An 18,443-nucleotide genomic window follows, 5' to 3' on the forward strand; every position below is an offset into this window, starting at 1 on the left:
GGAACGAGGCGGCCTGTCGCCGCCGCGGAGGAACATCCATGCGCAAGCGGACTGGAATGGCGCTGCTGCCGGCAATGCTGCTGGCGGGGACGACGGCGATGGCGACACCGCCCGAACTGGAGGCCGAACAGGTCAACCTCGACCTCGCGGGCGGATGGATGGCCCTGGGCAGCTCGGCGCAGCAGCAGCTGGCGCAGTCGTTCGAGGTGACGCGGGCGGGTTACGTCAGCCACGTCATGGTGCCGATGAACTGCCATCCGAAGGCCGACGTGCGCGTCGCCCTGGAAAAGACCACCGGCGGCATGCCCGACGGTACCGTCATGGCCTACGAGGAGCTGACCGGATACCTGTTCGACGCGCTGCCCACGCCCGCGGTGGGCATGCGCATGATCGAGTTCACGAAGCCGGCGCTGGTGGGGCCGGGGACCTATGCGGTGACCCTGCGGGTGAAGGGCAAGCCCGACTGCGTGGTCGTGCCCGGTCCGCATGGAGACCCCTACCCGGCGGGCAAGGGCTGGTTCATTGCCCTGCCCAATCCGCCGGGGTGGATCGAACTGTTCGACGCGGGTGGCACCCGCGACCTGGCGTTCCAGGTGTTCCTGCGGCCGCTGTAGGGCTCAGGCGCGCACGTCGAACAGCTGTCCGATCAGGGCCGCGGCGACCATCGCCAGCGCGCCCCAGAAACCGACGCGCAGCGCGCCGCGCACCATCGGCGCGCCGCCGAGCCTGGCGGCCGCGGCGCCCGACAGCAGCAGTCCGGCCAGCGTGGCGGCCGCGACCACCAGTTGCACCCGCGACGGCGGCGACAGCAGCGCCGAGAGCACCGGCAACGCGGCGCCGACGCAGAACGCCGCGGCCGACGACAACGCCGCCTGCAGCGGACGCGCGCGCAGGGCCTCGGTGATGCCGAGCTCGTCGCGCGCATGCGCGCCGAGCGCATCGTGCCGGGTGAGCTGTTCGGCGACGGTGCGCGCGAGCGCGGGTTCGAGCCCCCGCAGCCGGTAGATCGCCGCCAGCTCCTCGAGTTCGGCGACCGGCTGCTCGCGCAGCTCCCGCCGCTCGACCGCGAGGTCCGCGGCTTCGGTGTCGGCCTGCGACTGCACCGAGACGTATTCGCCCGCCGCCATCGAGATCGCGCCGGCAACGGTCGCGGCCACGCCCGTGACCAGCACCGTTTCGTGCAGCGCGCCGGCCGCGGCCACCGCCACCACCACGCCCGCCACCGAGACGATCCCGTCGTTGGCGCCGAGCACCGCCGCGCGCAGCCAGCCGGCGCGGTGGCTGCGATGGCGTTCGGGGTGGCGGCTGGTCATCGCGGCGCTCCGGCGCTGGCGGCGGAAGCCGGATTCTGGCGCAAACGGCCGCGCCGAGACGGAATGCGAAGCGCATGCATCCGCATGCGCAGCACCACCGCCGCGTCAGTCGAGTTCGAGGATCAGCGGCGCCCTGGCCGGCAGCAGCAGCGTGTCGTCCAGCGCCAGACGCCGTCGTCCGTCGAGCACGTCGACGGCGGCGCGCGCACCGCCCAGCGAACCGGCGAAGCGCGCCAGCGCCAGCGGCGTGTCGGCCTGGTTGCGGTTGAGCGCCACCATCACCGTGTTGCCTTCGCCGTGGCGGAAGTAGACGTACACGCCGTCCTCGGGCGCGTAGTGGGTCAGACTGCCGGCGTGCAGCGCCGGCGCGCGCCGGCGCCAGTCAAACAAAGTGCGCACGAAGGCCTGCGCCTCGCGCTGCCGCGGCGAAAGTCCCGCGCCGGTGAATGCGCTGGCGACATCGCCGTTCCAGCCGCCCGGCATGTCGGCGCGCAGCTCGCCGTCGCGGCGCTGCGCCGGTCCGCGCAGCAGCACTTCCGAGCCGTAGTAGAACTGCGGGATGCCGCGGCTGGTGGCGACGAAGGCGAGGGCGAGCTTCCACAGCCCGAGGTCGCCGTCGACATGCGCCAGCAGGCGCGTGGTGTCGTGGTTCTCGGCGAACACCACCAGCGCGTCCGGATCGGGGTAGAGGAAGTCGTTGGCCAGCGCCTCGTACAGCGGCATCCAGTCGCCTTCCCAGCCGGCCGGCCGCAGCAGGGCGTCGCGCAGGGCGATGTGCACCGGGAAGTCCATCATGCTGGTCATGTGCGGCACGTGGCCGGAGGCATTGGCCTTGCCGCGCTGCCAGTGCGCGACGATCGCCGGGTTCGCGCTCCATTCCTCGCCGACCATGTCGAAGTCCGGGTACTCGTCCATCACCGCCTTCGCCCAGGCGGACAGGAACGCGGTGTCGGCATAGCCGAAGGTGTCCTCGCGGATGCCGGCCAGGCCCGCGTACTCGATCCACCAAAGCGTGTTCTGGATCAGGTAGCGCGCCAGGTGCGGGTTGCGCTGGTTGAGGTCGGGCATCGCCTCGACGAACCAGCCGTCGGTGAAGGCGGCGCGATCGCCGGGCGCGGCATGCGGATCCTGGATCGTGGTGCGGCGGTGGTTGGTCGGGACGAAGCGGCCTGCGTGGTTGATCCAGTCATCGCTGGGCGGGTCGCGCATCCACCAGTGCTCCGACCCGATATGGTTGAGCACCACGTCCATCACCAGACCGATGCCGTGCGCGCGCGCCTCGCGCGACAGCACGCGCAGATCCTCGTTGCGGCCCATGCGCGGGTCGACGCGGTACAGGTCGGTGATCGCGTAGCCGTGGTAGGAGTGGCTGGGCTGGTCGTTCTCCAGCACCGGCGTCGGCCACAGCCGGGTGAAGCCGAGCGAGGCGATGTAGCCCAGGTGCGCGCGCATGCCCGCGAGGTCGCCGCCGTGGCGGCCGTCGGGATCGGCGCGGTCGGCGGCTTCGCGCATGCCGGCGACGCTGTCGTTGCCCGGATCGCCGTTGGCGAAGCGGTCGGGCGTGACCAGGTAGATCGCGTCCGAGCCGTCGAAGCCGCGCGGCGGCGCCGGTTCGCGCGCATCGATCCGCCACGGGTGGCGCGCGACGACCTCGCCGCCGTCGAGGAACTCGATCTCGAGCGCGCCCGGCACCGTGTCGTCGCCGATCTCGACGGTGACGAACAGGTAGTTGGGATTGCCGGTCGTCTGCACCTCGACGATGCGCAGGCCCGGATGCGACAGGCGCGGCGACAGCGACGCGATCCCGCGACCATGCACCATCAGCTCGACCTGGCGGTACTGCATGCCGACCCACCAGTTGCCCGGTTCGAGCCGCTCGATGGTGGTTGCGCCCGCCGGCACGATCGCTGTCAGCAGCAGCGCGCAGCCCAGCATTGCCAGCCGAATCAGCCTCATCTTCTTCATTTCCCCGCCAGCGATGCCGGCGAGGCTACAGGCGCGCGCGAAGGCCGGGCAACACGTGCGTGGATGAATTCGTATGCATTGGGTGGCGTGGCCGCGCCGCATCGCGCGCACCGGTGGCGCGCCTGCGTTCCAGCCCCGGAATGCCGCATGCCGCGCCGGCGTTCTATAGTGCCGCCTCGCGAACGCCGGCCGTCCGGGCCGGGCGCCTCCATCCGTCCGAGCGCCCCCATGTCGAGTCCCAGCCACGCCGGCGACACGCCGATCACCCACCGCGACCAGCTGGTGGCGGTGCTCGCATCGGGCGAAAAGTCGATCGAAGACTGGCGCATCGGCACCGAGCACGAGAAGTTCGGCTTCCGCTTCGACGACCTGAGGCCGCCGCCGTTCGAGGGCGAGCGCGGCATCGAGGCGCTGCTCGAGGGACTGACCCGTTTCGACTGGCAGGCGGTGCAGGAACATGGCAACACCATCGCCCTGCTCAAGGATGGCGCTTCGGTCACGTTGGAACCGGCGGGGCAGCTGGAGCTGTCGGGCGCGCCGCTGGTCGACATCCACGAAACCTGCCGCGAGGTCGGCAGCCACCTGCGCGAGGTCAAGGCGGTCGCCGACGAACTGCGCCTGGGCTTCCTCGGCATGGGCTTCCAGCCCAAGTGGCGGCGCGCGGACATGCCGTGGATGCCCAAGGGCCGCTACCGGATCATGCGCGATTACATGCCCAAGGTCGGCCGGCTCGGCCTGGACATGATGACCCGCACCTGCACCGTCCAGGTCAACCTCGACTACGCGGACGAGGCGGACATGGTGAAGAAGTTCCGCGTCTCGCTCGCGTTGCAGCCGGTCGCCACCGCGCTGTTCGCCGATTCGCCCTTTACGGAAGGGCGTCCGAACGGCTACCTCAGCTACCGCTCGCACATCTGGACCGACACCGACCCCGGCCGCACCGGCATGCTCGACTTCGTGTTCGAGGACGGGTTCGGCTACGAGCGCTACGTCGACTACCTGCTCGACGTGCCGATGTACTTCTCCTATCGCGACGGCGAATACATCGACGCCGCCGGCAAGTCGTTCCGCGATTTCCTCGCCGGCCGGCTCGACGTGCTCCCCGGCGCGCTGCCGAACCTGCGCGACTGGAACGACCACATGACCACCGCCTTCCCGGAAGTGCGGCTGAAGAAGTACCTGGAGATGCGCGGCGCCGACGGCGGTCCCTGGAGCCGGCTGTGCGCGCTGCCTGCGTTCTGGGTCGGCCTGCTCTACGACGATGCGGCGCTCGACGCCGCGTGGGACCTGGTGAAGGACTTCAGCCGCGAGGAGCGCCACGCCCTGCGCGACGGCGTGCCCCGGCATGCGCTGGGCCTGCCGTTCCGCGGCGGCAGCGTGCGCGATCTGTCGCGAGCGGCGCTGGAGATCGCCGCCGCCGGCCTCGCGCGGCGCGCGCGCCACAACGCGGGCGGCGAGGACGAGCGCGAGTTCCTCACCCCGCTGCTGGAAGTGGTCGATGCCGGTCAGACGCCCGCCGAGCGCAAGCTGGCGCTGTTCCACGGGCCATGGCAGGGCGACATCGACCACGTGTTCCGGGAGTTCGCGTACTGATTCGCGCGCAGGTTGGCGCGTGAGGGGTGGCTTGCCCCGCGAAGCTTGCCATCCCGAGCGCAGCGAGGATGTGGTTTCCGGCGAATCGCGCCTGAAGGCGCTCCTACGGTTTGCCCACGTCCCCTGACCCGACCCCACACTGCAGCTCGCAGCACCCGAACGCTCCTGTAGGAGCGCCTTCAGGCGCGAACGCGGATCGATCCAATCCAGTGCCGCGCAGCGCCTGCAGTCGCACCGTGAATCGGAGACCAGATCCCTCGCTGCGCTCGGGATGACACACACACAATGGGATGACGAGTCCGGGCGGGTGACATACCGCCGCCGCTGCGGTCGCCCGTCAGTTGGCGGTTGGCGTCGTACCTGCCGACACTCGTGTCGCTTCAGTCCGGGCCTTCCCCGCCATTGCGAGACGTGGCGGGCGCGTCCTGCCAGACGGGACGTGGGCAGGACCGACGGTTGCGCCGGCAACGGATGCTGCACTGCGGCAGGAAACGCGCTAACGTCTTGCGGATGAATATTCCCGACGGCCCGCTGCGCGACCAACTCGAATTCGCCGAGACCGACGCCCTGCTGCGCGACGACGTGCGCCAGCTCGGGACGCTGGTCGGAGAGGTGCTGGCCGAGCAGGGTTCGCCGGCGCTGCTGGCCGAAGTGGAGGGCATCCGCCGCGCCGCGATCGCGCGACGCGAGCAGGGCCTGCCGGTCGATGCGCTGGTCGAGGAGATGGCCCGGGTGCCGCTGACCGATGCCGAGGCCGTGGTGCGCGCGTTCTCGACCTACTTCGGCGCGATCAACCTCGCCGAGCGCGTGCACCGCATCCGTCGCCGCCGCGACTACGAGCGCAGCAGCGACCAGCCGCAGCCGGGTGGCTTCGAGGCCGTGCTGCGCGACCTGCGCGACGATGGCGTCAGCTTCGAAGAACTCGTCGCCACGTTGCCGCGGCTGTGGGTCGAACCGGTGTTCACCGCGCATCCCACCGAGGCGGTACGCCGGGTGATGCTGGAGAAGGAGCGCGAGATCGTCGAACGGCTGGTCGAGGACATCGACCGCACGCGCACGCCGGTGGAGCGCCGCGCCGCGCTCGAACGCATCCGCCTATCGCTCACCGCGGGCTGGCAGACCAGCGACACGCCTGCGCACAAGCCCACGGTCGCCGACGAGGTGGAACACGTCGGCTACTACCTGGCGAACATGCTCTACCGCGTGGTGCCGGTGTACTACGAGGCCTTCGCCGATGCGGTGGAGGCGGTGTACGGGCGCCGCATCACCCTGCCGCAGGTGCTGCGCTTCGGCACCTGGGTGGGCGGCGACATGGACGGCAACCCCAACGTCAACGCCGGGACCATCCGCGCCGCGCTCGACGCGCAGCGGGCGCAGGCGATCGCGCAGTACCGCGCCGACCTGCGCGCACTGGGCAACACGCTCACCCAGTCGCAGGGCCGGGTGGAAGTGGACGCGGCAGTGCTCGCGCGCATCGACGACTACATTACCCGGCTGCCGCAGGCGGCGTCGCGGCTGCGGCCGCGCCTGGCCGACATGCCCTACCGGCGCCTGATCGACCTGATGAAGGCGCGCCTCGCGCTCGCCGCCGAATCGGATGCGTCGGGCTACGCCGGCGCACGCGAGTTCATCTCCGATCTAGAGCTGATCGACGCCAGCCTGCTGCACCACCGCGGCGAGCACGCCGGGCGCTTCGCCTTGCAGCGCGTGCTGTGGCGCGCGCGCACCTTCGGCTTCCACCTCGCCGCGCTCGACCTGCGCCAGGACTCGGCGGTCCACGATGCCGCGCTCGCCGACCTGCTCGACGACGGCGACTGGGCCGCACGCGAGCCCGCCGACCGCACCTCGCGCCTGCGGGCGCTGCTCGACAAGCCGCCGTCCGCGCCGCGTGCGCCCGGCGACGTGCTGGCGTCCACGCTCGACGTATTCCGCACCGTGCTCGACCTGCGTCGCAGCCATGGCGTCGCCGCGATCGGCCTGTACATCATCAGCATGAGCCGCAGCGCGGCCGACGCACTGGCGGTCCTGGCGCTGGCGCGCGTGGCCGGCTGCGTCGAGGACGGCACGGTGCCGCTGGACGTCTCGCCGCTGTTCGAAACCGTCGATGACCTCAAGGCCGCGCCCGGCGTGATGCGTTCGCTGTTCGAGGATCCGGCCTATCGTTGCCACCTGGCGGCGCGCGGCGACGAGCAGACGGTGATGCTGGGCTACTCCGACAGCGCCAAGGACGGCGGCCTGTTCGCCTCGCGCTGGGCGCTTCAGCGCACCCAGGTGGAGCTGACCGCACTGGCCAACGAGTTCGGCGTGCGGATCATGTTCTTCCACGGCCGCGGCGGCTCGGTCAGCCGCGGCGGCGGCAAGACCGAGCGCGCGGTCATCGCCGCGCCGCGCGGCTCGGTGAACGGCTCGATGCGCGTCACCGAGCAGGGCGAGGTGATCCACCGCAAGTACGGCATCCGCGCGCTGGCGCTGCGCAACCTGGAGCAGACCACCGGCGCGGTGCTGCGCGCCACCCTGCGTCCGCGTCCGCGCGATCCGCGCGAGGAATCCTGGAAGGAGATGGCGAAGGCGCTGGCCGAGGCCTCGCGCTCGCACTACCGCGCGCTGGTGCACGAGCATCCCGACTTTCCCGACTATTTCCGCGCCGCCACGCCGGTGGACGTGATCGAACGCCTGCAGATCGGCTCGCGTCCTTCGCGCCGGCGCGAGGGCGGCATCGACAACCTGCGCGCGATCCCGTGGGTATTCGCCTGGTCGCAGAACCGCTCCGGCCTCACCGGCTGGTACGGCATCGGCCACGCGCTGTGCCAGGGCGTGCAGCGCCACGGCCAGGACGCGATAGCCGAGATGGCGCGCGACTGGCCGTTCTTCGCCGCGGTGCTCGACGACGTCGAGATGCTGCTGGCCAAATCCGACCTCGCCATCTTCGAGCGCTATTCGCAGCTGGCGGGCCCGCTGCACGACACCTTCCACCCGGGCATCGCCGAGGAGTTCCTGCGCACCTGCGACGCGATCCTGCTGCTCAAGCAGCGCGACCGGATCCTCGCAGACGACTACCGCCTGCGGCTCTCGATCCGCCTGCGCAACCCCTACGTCGATCCACTGAGCCTGCTGCAGGTCGAACTGCTCAAGCGCTGGCGCGAGGGTGGCCGCGAGGACGACGGCCTGCTGCGCGCGCTGGTCTCCACGGTCAACGGCATCTCGGCGGGAATCCAGAACACCGGTTGAGTCCGCGCAGGCCGGCGGCGAGGCGGGCATCGCACCGCTAGAAACTGCTGTTGCCGCCGATATCGGCGCAGTTCGCGATCGGCGTGGCGAATCCGCCCACGAGGTTGTCGCGGCACTGCGCGTCACCACCGGAAGTGGCGAGGATGCCGGTGCCGCTGGTCGACCCGTCCGAGACCACCTGGTTGCCGCTGATGCGTCCGGCGACATTGGCGAGGATGCCGATGGCCGAACCGGTGCCGCTTGCCGCCAGGCCGCGGACCCGGTTGCCGGTGGCACGGCCGCCGAACAGGGTGATGCCGGTGGTGCTGGCATCGGGCTGCACCGCGAACACGCCGGAGACCACGTTGTCGACGACCTCGGCATCGCCGACGAAGAGACCGTAGCCGCTGGCCTGCCCCGTCCCGCCGCCCGTGTCGTGGACGCGGTTGCGGCGGACGACGTTGCGCTCGCCATTGACCCGGATGCCGCCGTACAGGTTGTCGTCGAGGCGGTTGTCCTCCACCACGTGCTCTCCGCCATTGTCGAGGTTGATGCCGATCAGGAAGCCGCGCACGGTGCAGCGGCGCACGACCGTGTTGCGGCGCGACGATGCGCGGATCCCGGTCGCCCGCGACGACGGGCCGGCCGCGAGGCCGCCCAGCTTGAAATCGTTGCAATGCAGCGCCACGCCGTCGGCGGCGATGGTGATCGCCGCGCCCTCCGAGATCGCCGTCGACAGGTCGCGGCGCAGGCACCACACGCCGGGGGCGGAAATCGTCGCCGGCACGCTGTCGACGAAACCGGTGCAGGTGGCGGACGCCTCCGCGCGCGCGCCGGTCGACGCGCCCGCGAGGACGCACGAGAGCAGCAGCGGGGCCCAGCAGGGCAGGATCGTCGGCATGGAGGTTCCTCGATGGAGAGTGCGTCGGGCGGCGGCTAGAACGTCAGGTTGCCGCCGCCGTCCCGGCAGGTCAGGTACTGGTTGTAGGCGAAGCCACCGACGGTGTTGCCACTGCACAGCGTGGAGCTGTCGGAGTCGCCCTGGACGCCGACGCCGTAATGGGACCAGACCCCGGACACCAGGTTGCCGACGACGTCGGCGCCGTGGGCGCTGATCCCGCGGCTGGAGTTCGAACCCGGTCTGCCGCCGGTGCCGTACACCACGTTGTCGCGCACCACGCTCCTGCCGCCCACGAAATCGATGCCGGTTTCGCGGCTGCCGTCGATCCGTTGCGCTCCAGCACCGCGGCTTCGCCCCCGAGCATGCGGATGCCGACCCGGAAGCCGCGGATGCCGCAGTTGCGGATGACGATGCGGTCGCGTTGCGAGGCATCCACGCCGCGGGCATCGGTCGCCGGGCCCGCGCCGAGCCCGCCGATCTTGAAGCCGTTGCAGTCGAGCGTGACGTCGTCGGTCGCCACCACGATCGCGCTGCCGCTGGCCTGCTGCGTGGTCAGGTCGCCGCGCAGGCACCACACGCCCGGGGAGGCGATCACTGCCGGCACGCTGTCGACGAAGCCGGTGCAGCTCGCGTGCGTGTCTGCCTGCGTGGTTCCGGGCATCGAGCAGAGTCCCACCGTGGCGATCAGCACGAACGCGACATGGCGGAGGTGGCGCATGGTGGTCTCCCGGGCCGGGCGCGTGGTCAGAAGTGGGTGTTGCCGCCGATGTCGGTGCAGGCGCGCACCGCGATCGAGAAGCCGCCGGTCTGGTTGCCCGCGCAGTGGCTGCTGCCGGCGAGCGTGTCGTTGTTGCCGTAGATCGCGAAGCCATCGATCGCCGGGCTCGCGACCACGTGGTTGTCGCTGATCCGGCCCATCACCGTCGCCCAGATCCCGTACCCGCTCCAGCCGGTGAGTCCGCGCACGCTGTTGCCGCGGACCACCACGCCCGCGCCGCCGGCCTCGATCCCGAACACGCTGCCGTCGGCCCCGTGCGCGGTGAACACGCCGGCGACGAGGTTGTCGAGGACGTCGGCATCGCGGGTGTTGATGGCCGTCGTCCTCCAGTAGCCGCCGCCGGTGTCGAACACGCGGTTGCGTTGCACCACGCTGTTCTCGCCGTAGACGCTGATCCCGGAGATCAGGCTGTTGTCGGCGAGATTGTCCTCGACCAGGTGGCCCGCGTCCCCGTCGAGGTTGATGCCGGTGTGAAAGCCCCGAAACGCGCAGCGGCGCACGCCGATGTTCTGCCGGTTGACGGCGCGGATCCCGCTCGCGAGCGAGGCGTTGCCCGCCGCCAGGCCGCCGATCTTGAAGTCGTTGCAGTCGATGGTGACGTTGTTGGTGTTGACGGTGATCGCCGCGCCGCTGGTGATCGCGGTGGACAGGTCCTGGCGCAGGCACCAGACGCCCTGGGTGGTGATCGTCGCCGGCAGCGTGGTGATGAACCCCTGGCAGGTATTGAAGGTCTCCGCGCGCGCCTGGTGCGGGAGGACGGGCAGGCCGGCCCACAGCAGGGCGGCGAGCGGCAGGAAGCGCAGGGACATGGCGGATCTCCAGGACGTGCCGCGGCACGCTGCCGGCGGGTTCGGGGAAAGCTCATCGAAGAAGGGGCGTCCGACAGGACGCGCCGGAGCGCGCCCCTGAAAGCGGGGCCGGGGCGCGGCGCGGACTGGCCGCCGCGTCCGGCGTTGGCATGCCGGTCGCGCGCGCGCGACGGCGCGGCGGGGACCGCCAACCGCAGGCACGTGGCGGGCCGCTTGCGGTCGGACTGCCGGCCGGGCGGGACGGTATGCGAAGATCGGGTGTCGTCGCGGACAGGGCCGCGTCGACGGAATCGGGGACGAGGTCATGGCGGTCGATCCCGGCCCTGCGCCGGTCACGCAGTTGCTGCAGCGGGCGCGCGCGGGCGAAGCGGGCGCGATGGACCTCGCCTATGCCGCCGTCTACGACGAACTCAAGCGCGCCGCCCGACTGCAACTGCGGCGGCATCGCGACGCGTTCGAGACCACGGCGCTGGTGCACGAGGCCTACCTGAAGCTGGTCGGCGGCGCCCGCGTGTCCGCCAACGACCGCAACCACCTGCTGGCGCTGTCGGCGCGCGCGATGCGCCAGGTGCTGGTGGACCACGCGCGCATCGCCCATGCGCAGAAGCGTGGCGGCGGCGCGGCCGACGTGACCCTGACCGCGCGGCTGGGGTCGGACGAACGCAGCGTGGTCGAGGTGCTGGCGCTGGACGAACTGCTCGGGGCCTTGCACAGGATCGACGAACGCGCGGCGCAGATCGTCGAGTTGCGCTATTTCGGCGGCTACGAGGAGGCCGAGATCGCGCAGATGCTCGGGCTGAGCGATCGTACCGTGCGCCGCGACTGGCGCAAGGCGCGCGCGTTCCTGCTGGCCGAGCTGGCATCGTGAGCGGGGGTGGCGGCGACACCGACCGGCGCCGTCGTGCGCTGGCCATCTTCGACGCGCTGGTGGACCTGCCGCCCGCGCAGCGACAGGCGCGGATCGACGCATCGTGCGCTGGCGACGCCGCGCTGCGTTCGCAGGTGCAGGCCCTGCTGGACGCCGATGCCAGCCACGACGAACCGTTCTCCGGCGACGCCGCGTCGTGGCGTGTGGTGCTGGAGGACCGCAGCCACGACCCCGCGGCCGGCGACGCCACCGCCGTCGGCCGCAGCATCGGCGCGTGGCGCATCACCGGCGTGCTCGGCCGCGGCGGCATGGGCGCGGTGTACGCGGTGGAACGCGCCGACGGTGCGTACGCGCAACGCGCCGCGCTGAAGCTGATACGCAGCGGCAGCGACACCCCCGCGGCGCGCGAACGCTTCCTGCGCGAGCGGCAGACCCTGGCGCGATTGCAGCATCCGCACATCGCCACCCTGCTCGACGGCGGCTTCAGCGGCGAGGGCGATCCCTACTTCGTCATGGAGCAGGTCGACGGCGTGCCGATCGACCGCTGGTGCGACGAACGCGGGCTCGGGCTGCGCCAGCGCGTGGTGCTGTTCCTGCAGGTGCTCGACGCGGTGCAGTACGCGCACCGCAACCTGGTGGTGCACCGCGACCTCAAGCCCTCCAACCTGCTGGTGACCGCCGAGGGCCAGGCCCAGCTGCTCGACTTCGGCATCGCCCGCCACCTGCAGGACGCCGGCGCCACCGCCCCCGGCGACCGTGCGCTGACTCTCGAATACGCCGCGCCCGAACAGCTGCACGATGCGCCCATCACCACTGCCACCGACCTGTACCAGCTCGGGGTGGTCCTGTACCGGCTGCTGTGCGGCGCGCATCCGTTCGGGGTCGACGCCGATACGCCGGTGGCGCGGCAGCTGCAGGCGCTGTCGCGCGATCCGCAGCCGGTCACCCGGGCGGCGCGGCAGGTTGCGCAGGATATCGCCGCAGCGCGTGGGCATGCGCCCCGCTCGCTGGCCCGCGCGCTGCGCGGCAACCTCGCCGCCATCGTCCATGCCTGCCTGCGTCGCGAGCCCGACACCCGCTACGCCTCGGCCGAGGCGCTGGCCAACGACCTGCGCGCCTGGCTCGACGATCGCCCGGTGGTGGCGGCGCGCCTGGGCCGCGGCGAGCGCGTGCGGCTCTGGCTGCGCCGCAACCGGGTGCTGGCCGCATCCGCCGCCGCAGTCTTCGCCGCGTTGCTGGCAGGCACCGGGGTCGCCTTGTGGCAGGCGCACGAAGCGCGCGAACAGGCGCGCATCGCCGGGCGCGAGAGCGCGAACGCCCGCGAGGCGCTGGCGTTCCTCGCCGATACGCTCGGCGCGGCGGCGCCGGAGCAGGCCCTGAGCCGCGAAGTCGGCGTGCGCGAACTGCTCGACAAGGCGCGCACGCAGCTGGACCAGCGCACCGCGATCGACCCCCAGGTCCGGCAGCCGGTACAACGGATGCTGGGTCGCCTGTACCAGTCTATGAACGACAACCAGGTGGCCGTGCAACTGTTCGCCGAGGGCCTGGCGGGCATCGAACCTGCGCGGCGCGAGGAAGCGCTGGCGCTGGCGGACGATCTGGTCGCCTACTCGGACGCACTGGGATTCCTGGAGCGCAACGCGGAGGCGTTCGCGGTGGCCGAACAGGCGGTCGCGCTGCGCACCCGCTTCGCGCCCGACGATCCCGAACAACAGTTGCGCTCGCTGGCGCACCTCACCCTCGGCCACGTCGACCGGTACGGGCTGGAGGCGTGCCGGCAGCGGGCCGAACAGGCGCTGGCGTTGTCCAGGCGCATGCAGGACCCGCCGGTCGACGTGGTACTCGACATCTATTCCGATCTCAGCACCGCAGCGAACTTCCAGAACGACCGCAGCCGCCAGCTGTCGGTGAGCCGCGAAGGCTTGGCCTTCGCCGATGCCCACCAGGTGCCGGCCGATTCGCCGGTGCGGTTGACCTTGCTGCGTGGCCTCGTCAACGGACTGTTGATGGAAGGCAAGGCGGGAGAGGCGGAGAACGTGGTGCGACAGGCGCTCGCGTCCGCCGGCAAGACCGGTGGTTTCGGTGGCAGCAGCCTGAGCGTGCTGCTGCAGACGCTGGGCGAGACCGTGCTTCGGCAAGGTCGCTATCGGGAAGCGTTGGAAGCCATGGAAGGCGGTGCCCGGGAGGCCGAGCGTGCGGGCGACGGTCCTCGAAACCGCGCGATGACATCGAGCAACCGTGCGGTGATGCAGGTGCTGGTCGGCGACTATCCTGCGGCGATGGACCTGTCGGATCGGGCGATCGACATCCTGCGACAGGAACAGGTCGACGCTGACGATGTGTTCGGACGCACGATCGAACGGGCGCATGCCAGCGTGCTGATGGCGAACAGGCGATTTTCGGAGGCGGGGGCGCTGCTGCTGGACCTTCGCGAACGCGCGCGTCGCCTGGACGGCGAAGATTCGGAGGAGTACGCGCTGCTGGTGGGCCAGCAGCTCATCCTGGCGCTACGCGGCAACGACCAGGCGCGTGGTCTGCCTCTGCTGGCGGAGGCGCGTGCGCGGATGGCGAAGCGTGGCGTGCCGGAGACGCACGAGCAGTTCGCCCACTTCCTGCGGTTCGAGGCCGGCTTTGCCTGGCAGCGTGGGGATACGGTTGCCGCCGAGGGACTCCAGCGCGAAGCGTTGCAGCGCCTCGAATCGGCCGCCAGCGCGACCGATGTCGCCGTGGCGCGCGCGCAACTGGCCGGGTACATCGCGGCCCGTGGCGACGCGGCGCAAGCGCGCCGACTCCTCGCGGAGGCGTTGCCACCGATGCGCGCGGCAGTGCTGCCGCAGGAAGCCAGCCGCGCCGAGGCCGAAGCACTGGCCCGCAGGCTGGGCATGTAGCGCAGCCGCGAGAGTGGACTACTCGCAGGGCGTGGTCGGCACCAGCGTGTAGTGTTCGGTCCCATTGGCGCAGTGCGTCCCCATCGGCGTCTTCACGCAGCCGTTGCCGGTGCCGACGATGCGTCCGCCCTGGTCGTCGGCCGATGCGGTGTAGGTGCCGTGGCCGTACACGCCGATGCCGCCCATGTTGCCCTGGTAGGTGTACTTGCCCCCCTCCTCGCTGGACGGGATGAAGGTCACGGTGTTGCCGCCGCCGCTGATGGTGAAGGTGGCGCCGAGGTCGCAGATCGTGCCCGTGCCGAAGAAGGCATCCAGGCCGCCCGACGCCGTGTAGGCGCGCTTGCGCCGGGTATCGAATTCCAGGGTCGCACGCCCCACGCCACGCTTGCTGCGCGCTTCGAACGCGATGCTGGCGTCCTCGTCCGCCTTGTCGGGGCCGGCGTAGGCGTATTTCGCGTCCGCCGCCACCTTGCCGCCTGCCGGTTGCAGGCTTGCGCCACCGCTGAGCGTGGCGGTCACGCTGCCGCCCGCGGGTGCGCCGTCCGACTTCGCGCGCGGCATCGCCTCGAGGTCGAACGCGGTGTTCGGGCGGATGCCCTTGCGCTTGCCCGGGCTGCTGGTGATCTTCAGCTCCACACAGCGCCCGCTTTCCCAGGGGCTGCCGTGGCTGGAGCCGCGCAGCATCAGTTCCGCGACCAGTTGCTGGAAGACGAACGACTGTTCGGCCAGGCCGGCTGCATGCCGTACTTCGTCCATGTGGAAGATGTCGAAGCCGCGTTCCTTGCTGAAATCCTCGTAGCCACTGTTCCTTTCGCGGCCGTAACCCATCCTCAGGTCGAAGGATTGCTGCTTGCCCGATGTGCTGCCGCTGGCCGACAGGGTCATCGCGGCGGCAGCGCCGTTGTCCTTCATCAGCTGCGCGTCGTCGTCGAGGAAGCGCTCCAGCGTGAATTCGCTGCGCACGTGCCCGCCCACGCCGGGTTTGCCGTCCACGGACATCTGCGAATCCACGTCGAGCTTCACGGTGAGCTTGCCTTCCGCATCCGGACAGGCGTCCACGTGGATCCTGATCTTCATCCTGCCGCTCAATCCTTCGGCGACCTTGCTATCGAACGTGATCTCCTGGTCGGTCGAGCCGTTTTCGTCGAACGTCAGCTGGATGCCGTTGCTCTCGTCGCCGATCTTCAGCGGCCCTTCCTTCGCGATCTCGGCCAGCTTCTCGTCGGACATCTCCTGCACCACGCCGGTCAACATGCCGCCGGTCAGAAACCCGGCGAAGCTGCCCATGCCCTGACCGACGAAACCGCTGTCGAGGCCTGTGCCGTCGAAGGCGGCCGGGACCAGCCTCGGAATCTCCGCACTCCGCATCCTGCGCTCGTACTGTTCGCCGAGGGCCTTCAGTGCCGCCAGGGCCCTGGCGGCGCCGCCCAGCGCGTCCACCATCCCGGTGGCCTCCATCAGGCGGTAGTGCACCAGGTAGTCGAACGGCGCGACGCTGCGCAACGCCGGCTCAGCATCCTCGACACGGAACGTCTCGATCTGCGCGTGCGAAGGCATGAGCGAAGCGCGATTGTCCGCGCGTCCCGTCGTCCCCTGCGGCTGCGATGGCGAACAGGCCGCCGCGAGCATGCCGAGGAGCAGGCTCGATGCGAAGTGGCGAACGCCGCGCGGCGGCGGAATCGATCCCGGTCGATTCGTCTTCATCTCTCGCGATCCTCCAATCGAGTCAACGTTGCACATTTGCTTCCCGGACTTCCGCGCGAACGCACGGGGCCTGCTGTGGATGCCGCCGGCCTGGACGCGCATCGGGGCCGGCGCTCACCCTGCCGGCTCCACCGCACGCGTCGATGCGGCGATCGAGCCTGGACGGTGTGTCATGTCGATCGTCCGGCGCGCGCCGCGAGGGCGGCTCAAGGCGAGCGCGCGGCCAGCAGCGAGTCGGGCGCGGACCGCCGCAGCTTCAGCAGCGCGGCCCAGTCCTGACGGTTGAGGTTGCATTGCGCCGGCGCATCGGGACTGCAGGGCGGATCGGCCGCGTCGCGCAGGGGCAGGTCGGCGAAGCGTCCCTGCGCGTCGAGCCGCAACATCCGCAACGTGACCGCCTGCTGCACGTTGCCGCCCACCAGCCAGGCCATGCCGCCGGCCTCGGCCGCGACCACGATGTCGCAGTGCATCGCGAGGCCCGCGCCCGCGTCCAGCCGTTCGACCAGGCCGCCGTGGCCGAGCCTGTGCGCGTTGGCGCGCACGTAGCACAGCAGGTCGCCGACGTCCGGCGCGTCCGCGTGCGGGGCGGCCATCCGGTAGGGGCTGCCTCCCGCCTCCCGCCAGGCCGCGCGCACGTAGTCGAAATGGCGCGCGGACGCGGCGAAGCCCGGCACGCCGGCACGCCGCATCACCCAAGACACGAACGCCGCCGACCACGGCGTATCGACCACGAAGTTGCGGCAGGCGGACGACGCTGCGGTGCAACTGCCGGGTAGGCCGCTGCCGTTCCAGTAGCCGGCGACCTTCCGCCAGGCCGGCGTGCCATCTGCGAGCACGTCGTTCTCCGCTTCGTAGACGGCCAGTCCGCCCGCGCGCCCGTCCGCGTCGATGAACGCGCGGAACCAGGCATGGTTTTCCTGGCAGGCGATCGCGGCGATGCGTGTGGCCACGTCGCGCGCATCGGCTTGCGCGCGCAGTTGCGGGCACGGATCGGCGGCGCGGGCGGATGCGGGCGCAGCGGTCGCCAGGGCCGTGGTCGCCAGCAGCAGGAGGGTCGAAACGATGCGGGGAAACGGGCTCATGGAAGTTCCGTCGATGGCGCGGATCAGAAGCTGCGCAACAATCCGCGGAGCAGTTTCCTGCCCTTGCCCTCTTCTTCCGTCGGCGGTTCGTCGGACGTCTCGTCCGTCTCGTTCGGCATGCCGTCCATGCCACCCATGTCGCCCATGTCCACGCCCAGCATCGCCATGGTCGTGGACTTGGTGCGCACGCGCACGTTCCACTCCGGATCCCACGGCGCCTTCGGATCGGCCGGCCTCGGCGGCCAGGTGATGTTGGTTTCGGGGCCGTAGGCGATCATGTTCACCGAGGCCATGCCTTCACCGTCCGCGCGCGTGGACTTGAAGATGCCCTGCGGGATCGTGCAGCGTGTGGTGCTGGCCGGCAGCAGCACCTTCTGCCCCAGCCAGCGATCGATGTACGACCCGGTGAGGTAGTTGACCAGATCCTGCCCGGCACCGGCGACCTCGGCACTGCTCCACACCACGAAATTGCGCTCGTCCTGCATCGCCATGCCGTTGACGAAGTAGGCGCGCGCGCGGTCCACCGGTTGCCAGCCGAGCTGGATCGCGTCCGCCAGTCCGCCCTGCGTCTCCAGCGCGATGCGCGGCATGAAGTCGGCGGCCGGGCCGAGGTCGAACTGCAGCGACTCGGGCACGCCATCGCCGCTGATGCGGTGCTGTCCGACCATCGACGATCGGTCCGACACGCGCTTCGAATTCTTCATGTTCGGCCACAGCGCGTAGCGCGGGTCCACGTCGATGTCGCGGTCGGGCACGAACAGGTTGGGCGCGATGCTGCCGCTGGTTTCCAGCTGGCCACGCCTGATCCGGAGGGTGATCGTCTTCGGCTGGCCGGGCCGGATCGTCGCGCCGCAGCCCCAGTACTGGCGCACCGTCACTTCCATGTCCTCGACCGTCACCGGCTCAGGCGTGTCGCGGCCGGGCGGGGCGAGCGGCGGCACCAGCGGCAGCGAGCGTCCGACCTGCAGCCCGGCCGGCACGAACTGTTCGGCCGCAACGCCGGGCCGCAGCGAGTTGTGCATCGCGATGTCGAGGACCTTGCCGGTCGTGGCGGGCAGGCCGCGCGAGCGCGGGTAACCCTGCGGCACGTCCCGGTCGCCCAGCATCCGACCGGCGAGTCCGCCCAGCATGCCGAGGTCGGGCATGCCCGCCATCGAGTGGGTGGCGACATCGATCCAGACCTGGGTTTCGACGGCGGACTTCTGCGCGCTGGCGGGAACGACGACCAGCAGAATGGCCGCGGCGAGCGGCAGGGTGCGGCGGTAGGCGGGCATGGGACGGGTCCTGTGCATCGGGTGGATGCGGGGGTATGCGCGGAAGGGCCCGCGGACAGGA

Annotated in this window: 13 protein-coding genes; 5 read left to right on the forward strand and 8 right to left on the reverse strand. The window is 70.9% G+C overall.

Translation table 11 applies throughout. The features are described 5' to 3' along the window. Nucleotides 1–38: 38 nt before the first annotated feature. Entirely contained in the window at nt 39–614 is a 576-nt protein-coding gene (locus JMO03_RS12415; RefSeq protein ID WP_202843748.1) for a hypothetical protein, read from the forward strand. A 3-nt stretch (nt 615–617) separates the two neighbouring features. On the opposite strand, the gene JMO03_RS12420 is transcribed toward JMO03_RS12415, so the two are convergent. Then, the gene (locus JMO03_RS12420; RefSeq protein ID WP_202843750.1) at nt 618–1,313 is read right to left on the reverse strand and encodes a VIT1/CCC1 transporter family protein; all 696 of its coding nucleotides are present in this window, start codon (nt 1,311–1,313) and stop codon (nt 618–620) included. Nucleotides 1,314–1,418: 105 nt separating this feature from the next. After that, entirely contained in the window at nt 1,419–3,269 is a 1,851-nt protein-coding gene (locus tag JMO03_RS12425; protein WP_202843753.1) for a glycoside hydrolase family 13 protein, read from the reverse strand. Nucleotides 3,270–3,506: 237 nt separating this feature from the next. Here JMO03_RS12425 and JMO03_RS12430 point away from each other — a divergent pair, with 237 nt between their 5' ends. After that, nucleotides 3,507–4,871 carry a glutamate--cysteine ligase gene (locus JMO03_RS12430; RefSeq protein WP_202843755.1) on the forward strand — a complete coding sequence of 455 codons (1,365 nt, stop codon included), beginning with the start codon at nt 3,507–3,509 and terminating at the stop codon, nt 4,869–4,871. Between the two features lie 510 nt (nt 4,872–5,381). Beyond that, nucleotides 5,382–8,099 carry a phosphoenolpyruvate carboxylase gene (gene ppc, locus JMO03_RS12435; RefSeq protein ID WP_202843758.1) on the forward strand — a complete coding sequence of 906 codons (2,718 nt, stop codon included), beginning with the start codon at nt 5,382–5,384 and terminating at the stop codon, nt 8,097–8,099. A 37-nt stretch (nt 8,100–8,136) separates the two neighbouring features. Here the strand turns inward: ppc and JMO03_RS12440 are convergent, their stop codons facing one another. The 3 genes from JMO03_RS12440 to JMO03_RS12450 form a co-directional block, all read right to left on the reverse strand. Continuing rightward, a complete protein-coding gene (locus tag JMO03_RS12440) occupies nt 8,137–8,979 on the reverse strand; it encodes a right-handed parallel beta-helix repeat-containing protein (RefSeq protein ID WP_202843760.1) in 843 nt (280 codons plus the stop codon). 35 nt (nt 8,980–9,014) lie between these two features. Continuing rightward, the gene (locus JMO03_RS12445) at nt 9,015–9,272 is read right to left on the reverse strand and encodes a hypothetical protein (RefSeq protein ID WP_202843762.1); all 258 of its coding nucleotides are present in this window, start codon (nt 9,270–9,272) and stop codon (nt 9,015–9,017) included. A gap of 451 nt (nt 9,273–9,723) precedes the next feature. Beyond that, complete coding sequence (locus JMO03_RS12450; RefSeq protein WP_202843763.1) at nt 9,724–10,566, reverse strand: right-handed parallel beta-helix repeat-containing protein; 843 nt, start codon at nt 10,564–10,566, stop codon at nt 9,724–9,726. 304 nt (nt 10,567–10,870) lie between these two features. On the opposite strand from JMO03_RS12450, the gene JMO03_RS12455 reads away from it, so the two are divergent. Continuing rightward, on the forward strand, nt 10,871–11,434 hold the full coding sequence (locus JMO03_RS12455) for an ECF-type sigma factor (RefSeq protein WP_202843766.1): 564 nt from the start codon (nt 10,871–10,873) through the stop codon (nt 11,432–11,434). Then, entirely contained in the window at nt 11,431–14,322 is a 2,892-nt protein-coding gene (locus JMO03_RS12460; protein WP_202843768.1) for a protein kinase domain-containing protein, read from the forward strand. The genes JMO03_RS12455 and JMO03_RS12460 overlap by 4 nt, the downstream gene beginning before the upstream one ends. Before the next feature lie 18 nt (nt 14,323–14,340). Here the strand turns inward: JMO03_RS12460 and JMO03_RS12465 are convergent, their stop codons facing one another. From JMO03_RS12465 to JMO03_RS12475, 3 genes are all read right to left on the reverse strand, one after another. After that, a complete protein-coding gene (locus JMO03_RS12465) occupies nt 14,341–15,879 on the reverse strand; it encodes a DUF1120 domain-containing protein (RefSeq protein WP_202843769.1) in 1,539 nt (512 codons plus the stop codon). 353 nt (nt 15,880–16,232) lie between these two features. Beyond that, on the reverse strand, nt 16,233–17,108 hold the full coding sequence (locus JMO03_RS12470; protein ID WP_202843770.1) for a DUF2272 domain-containing protein: 876 nt from the start codon (nt 17,106–17,108) through the stop codon (nt 16,233–16,235). A 23-nt stretch (nt 17,109–17,131) separates the two neighbouring features. After that, nucleotides 17,132–18,382 (reverse strand): hypothetical protein, encoded by a 1,251-nt coding sequence (locus JMO03_RS12475; protein ID WP_202843771.1) that lies wholly within the window; start codon nt 18,380–18,382, stop codon nt 17,132–17,134. Nucleotides 18,383–18,443: the final 61 nt, after the last annotated feature.

It is taken from the genome of Luteimonas saliphila (genome assembly GCF_016774335.1).
GTDB lineage: Bacteria > Pseudomonadota > Gammaproteobacteria > Xanthomonadales > Xanthomonadaceae > Luteimonas > Luteimonas saliphila.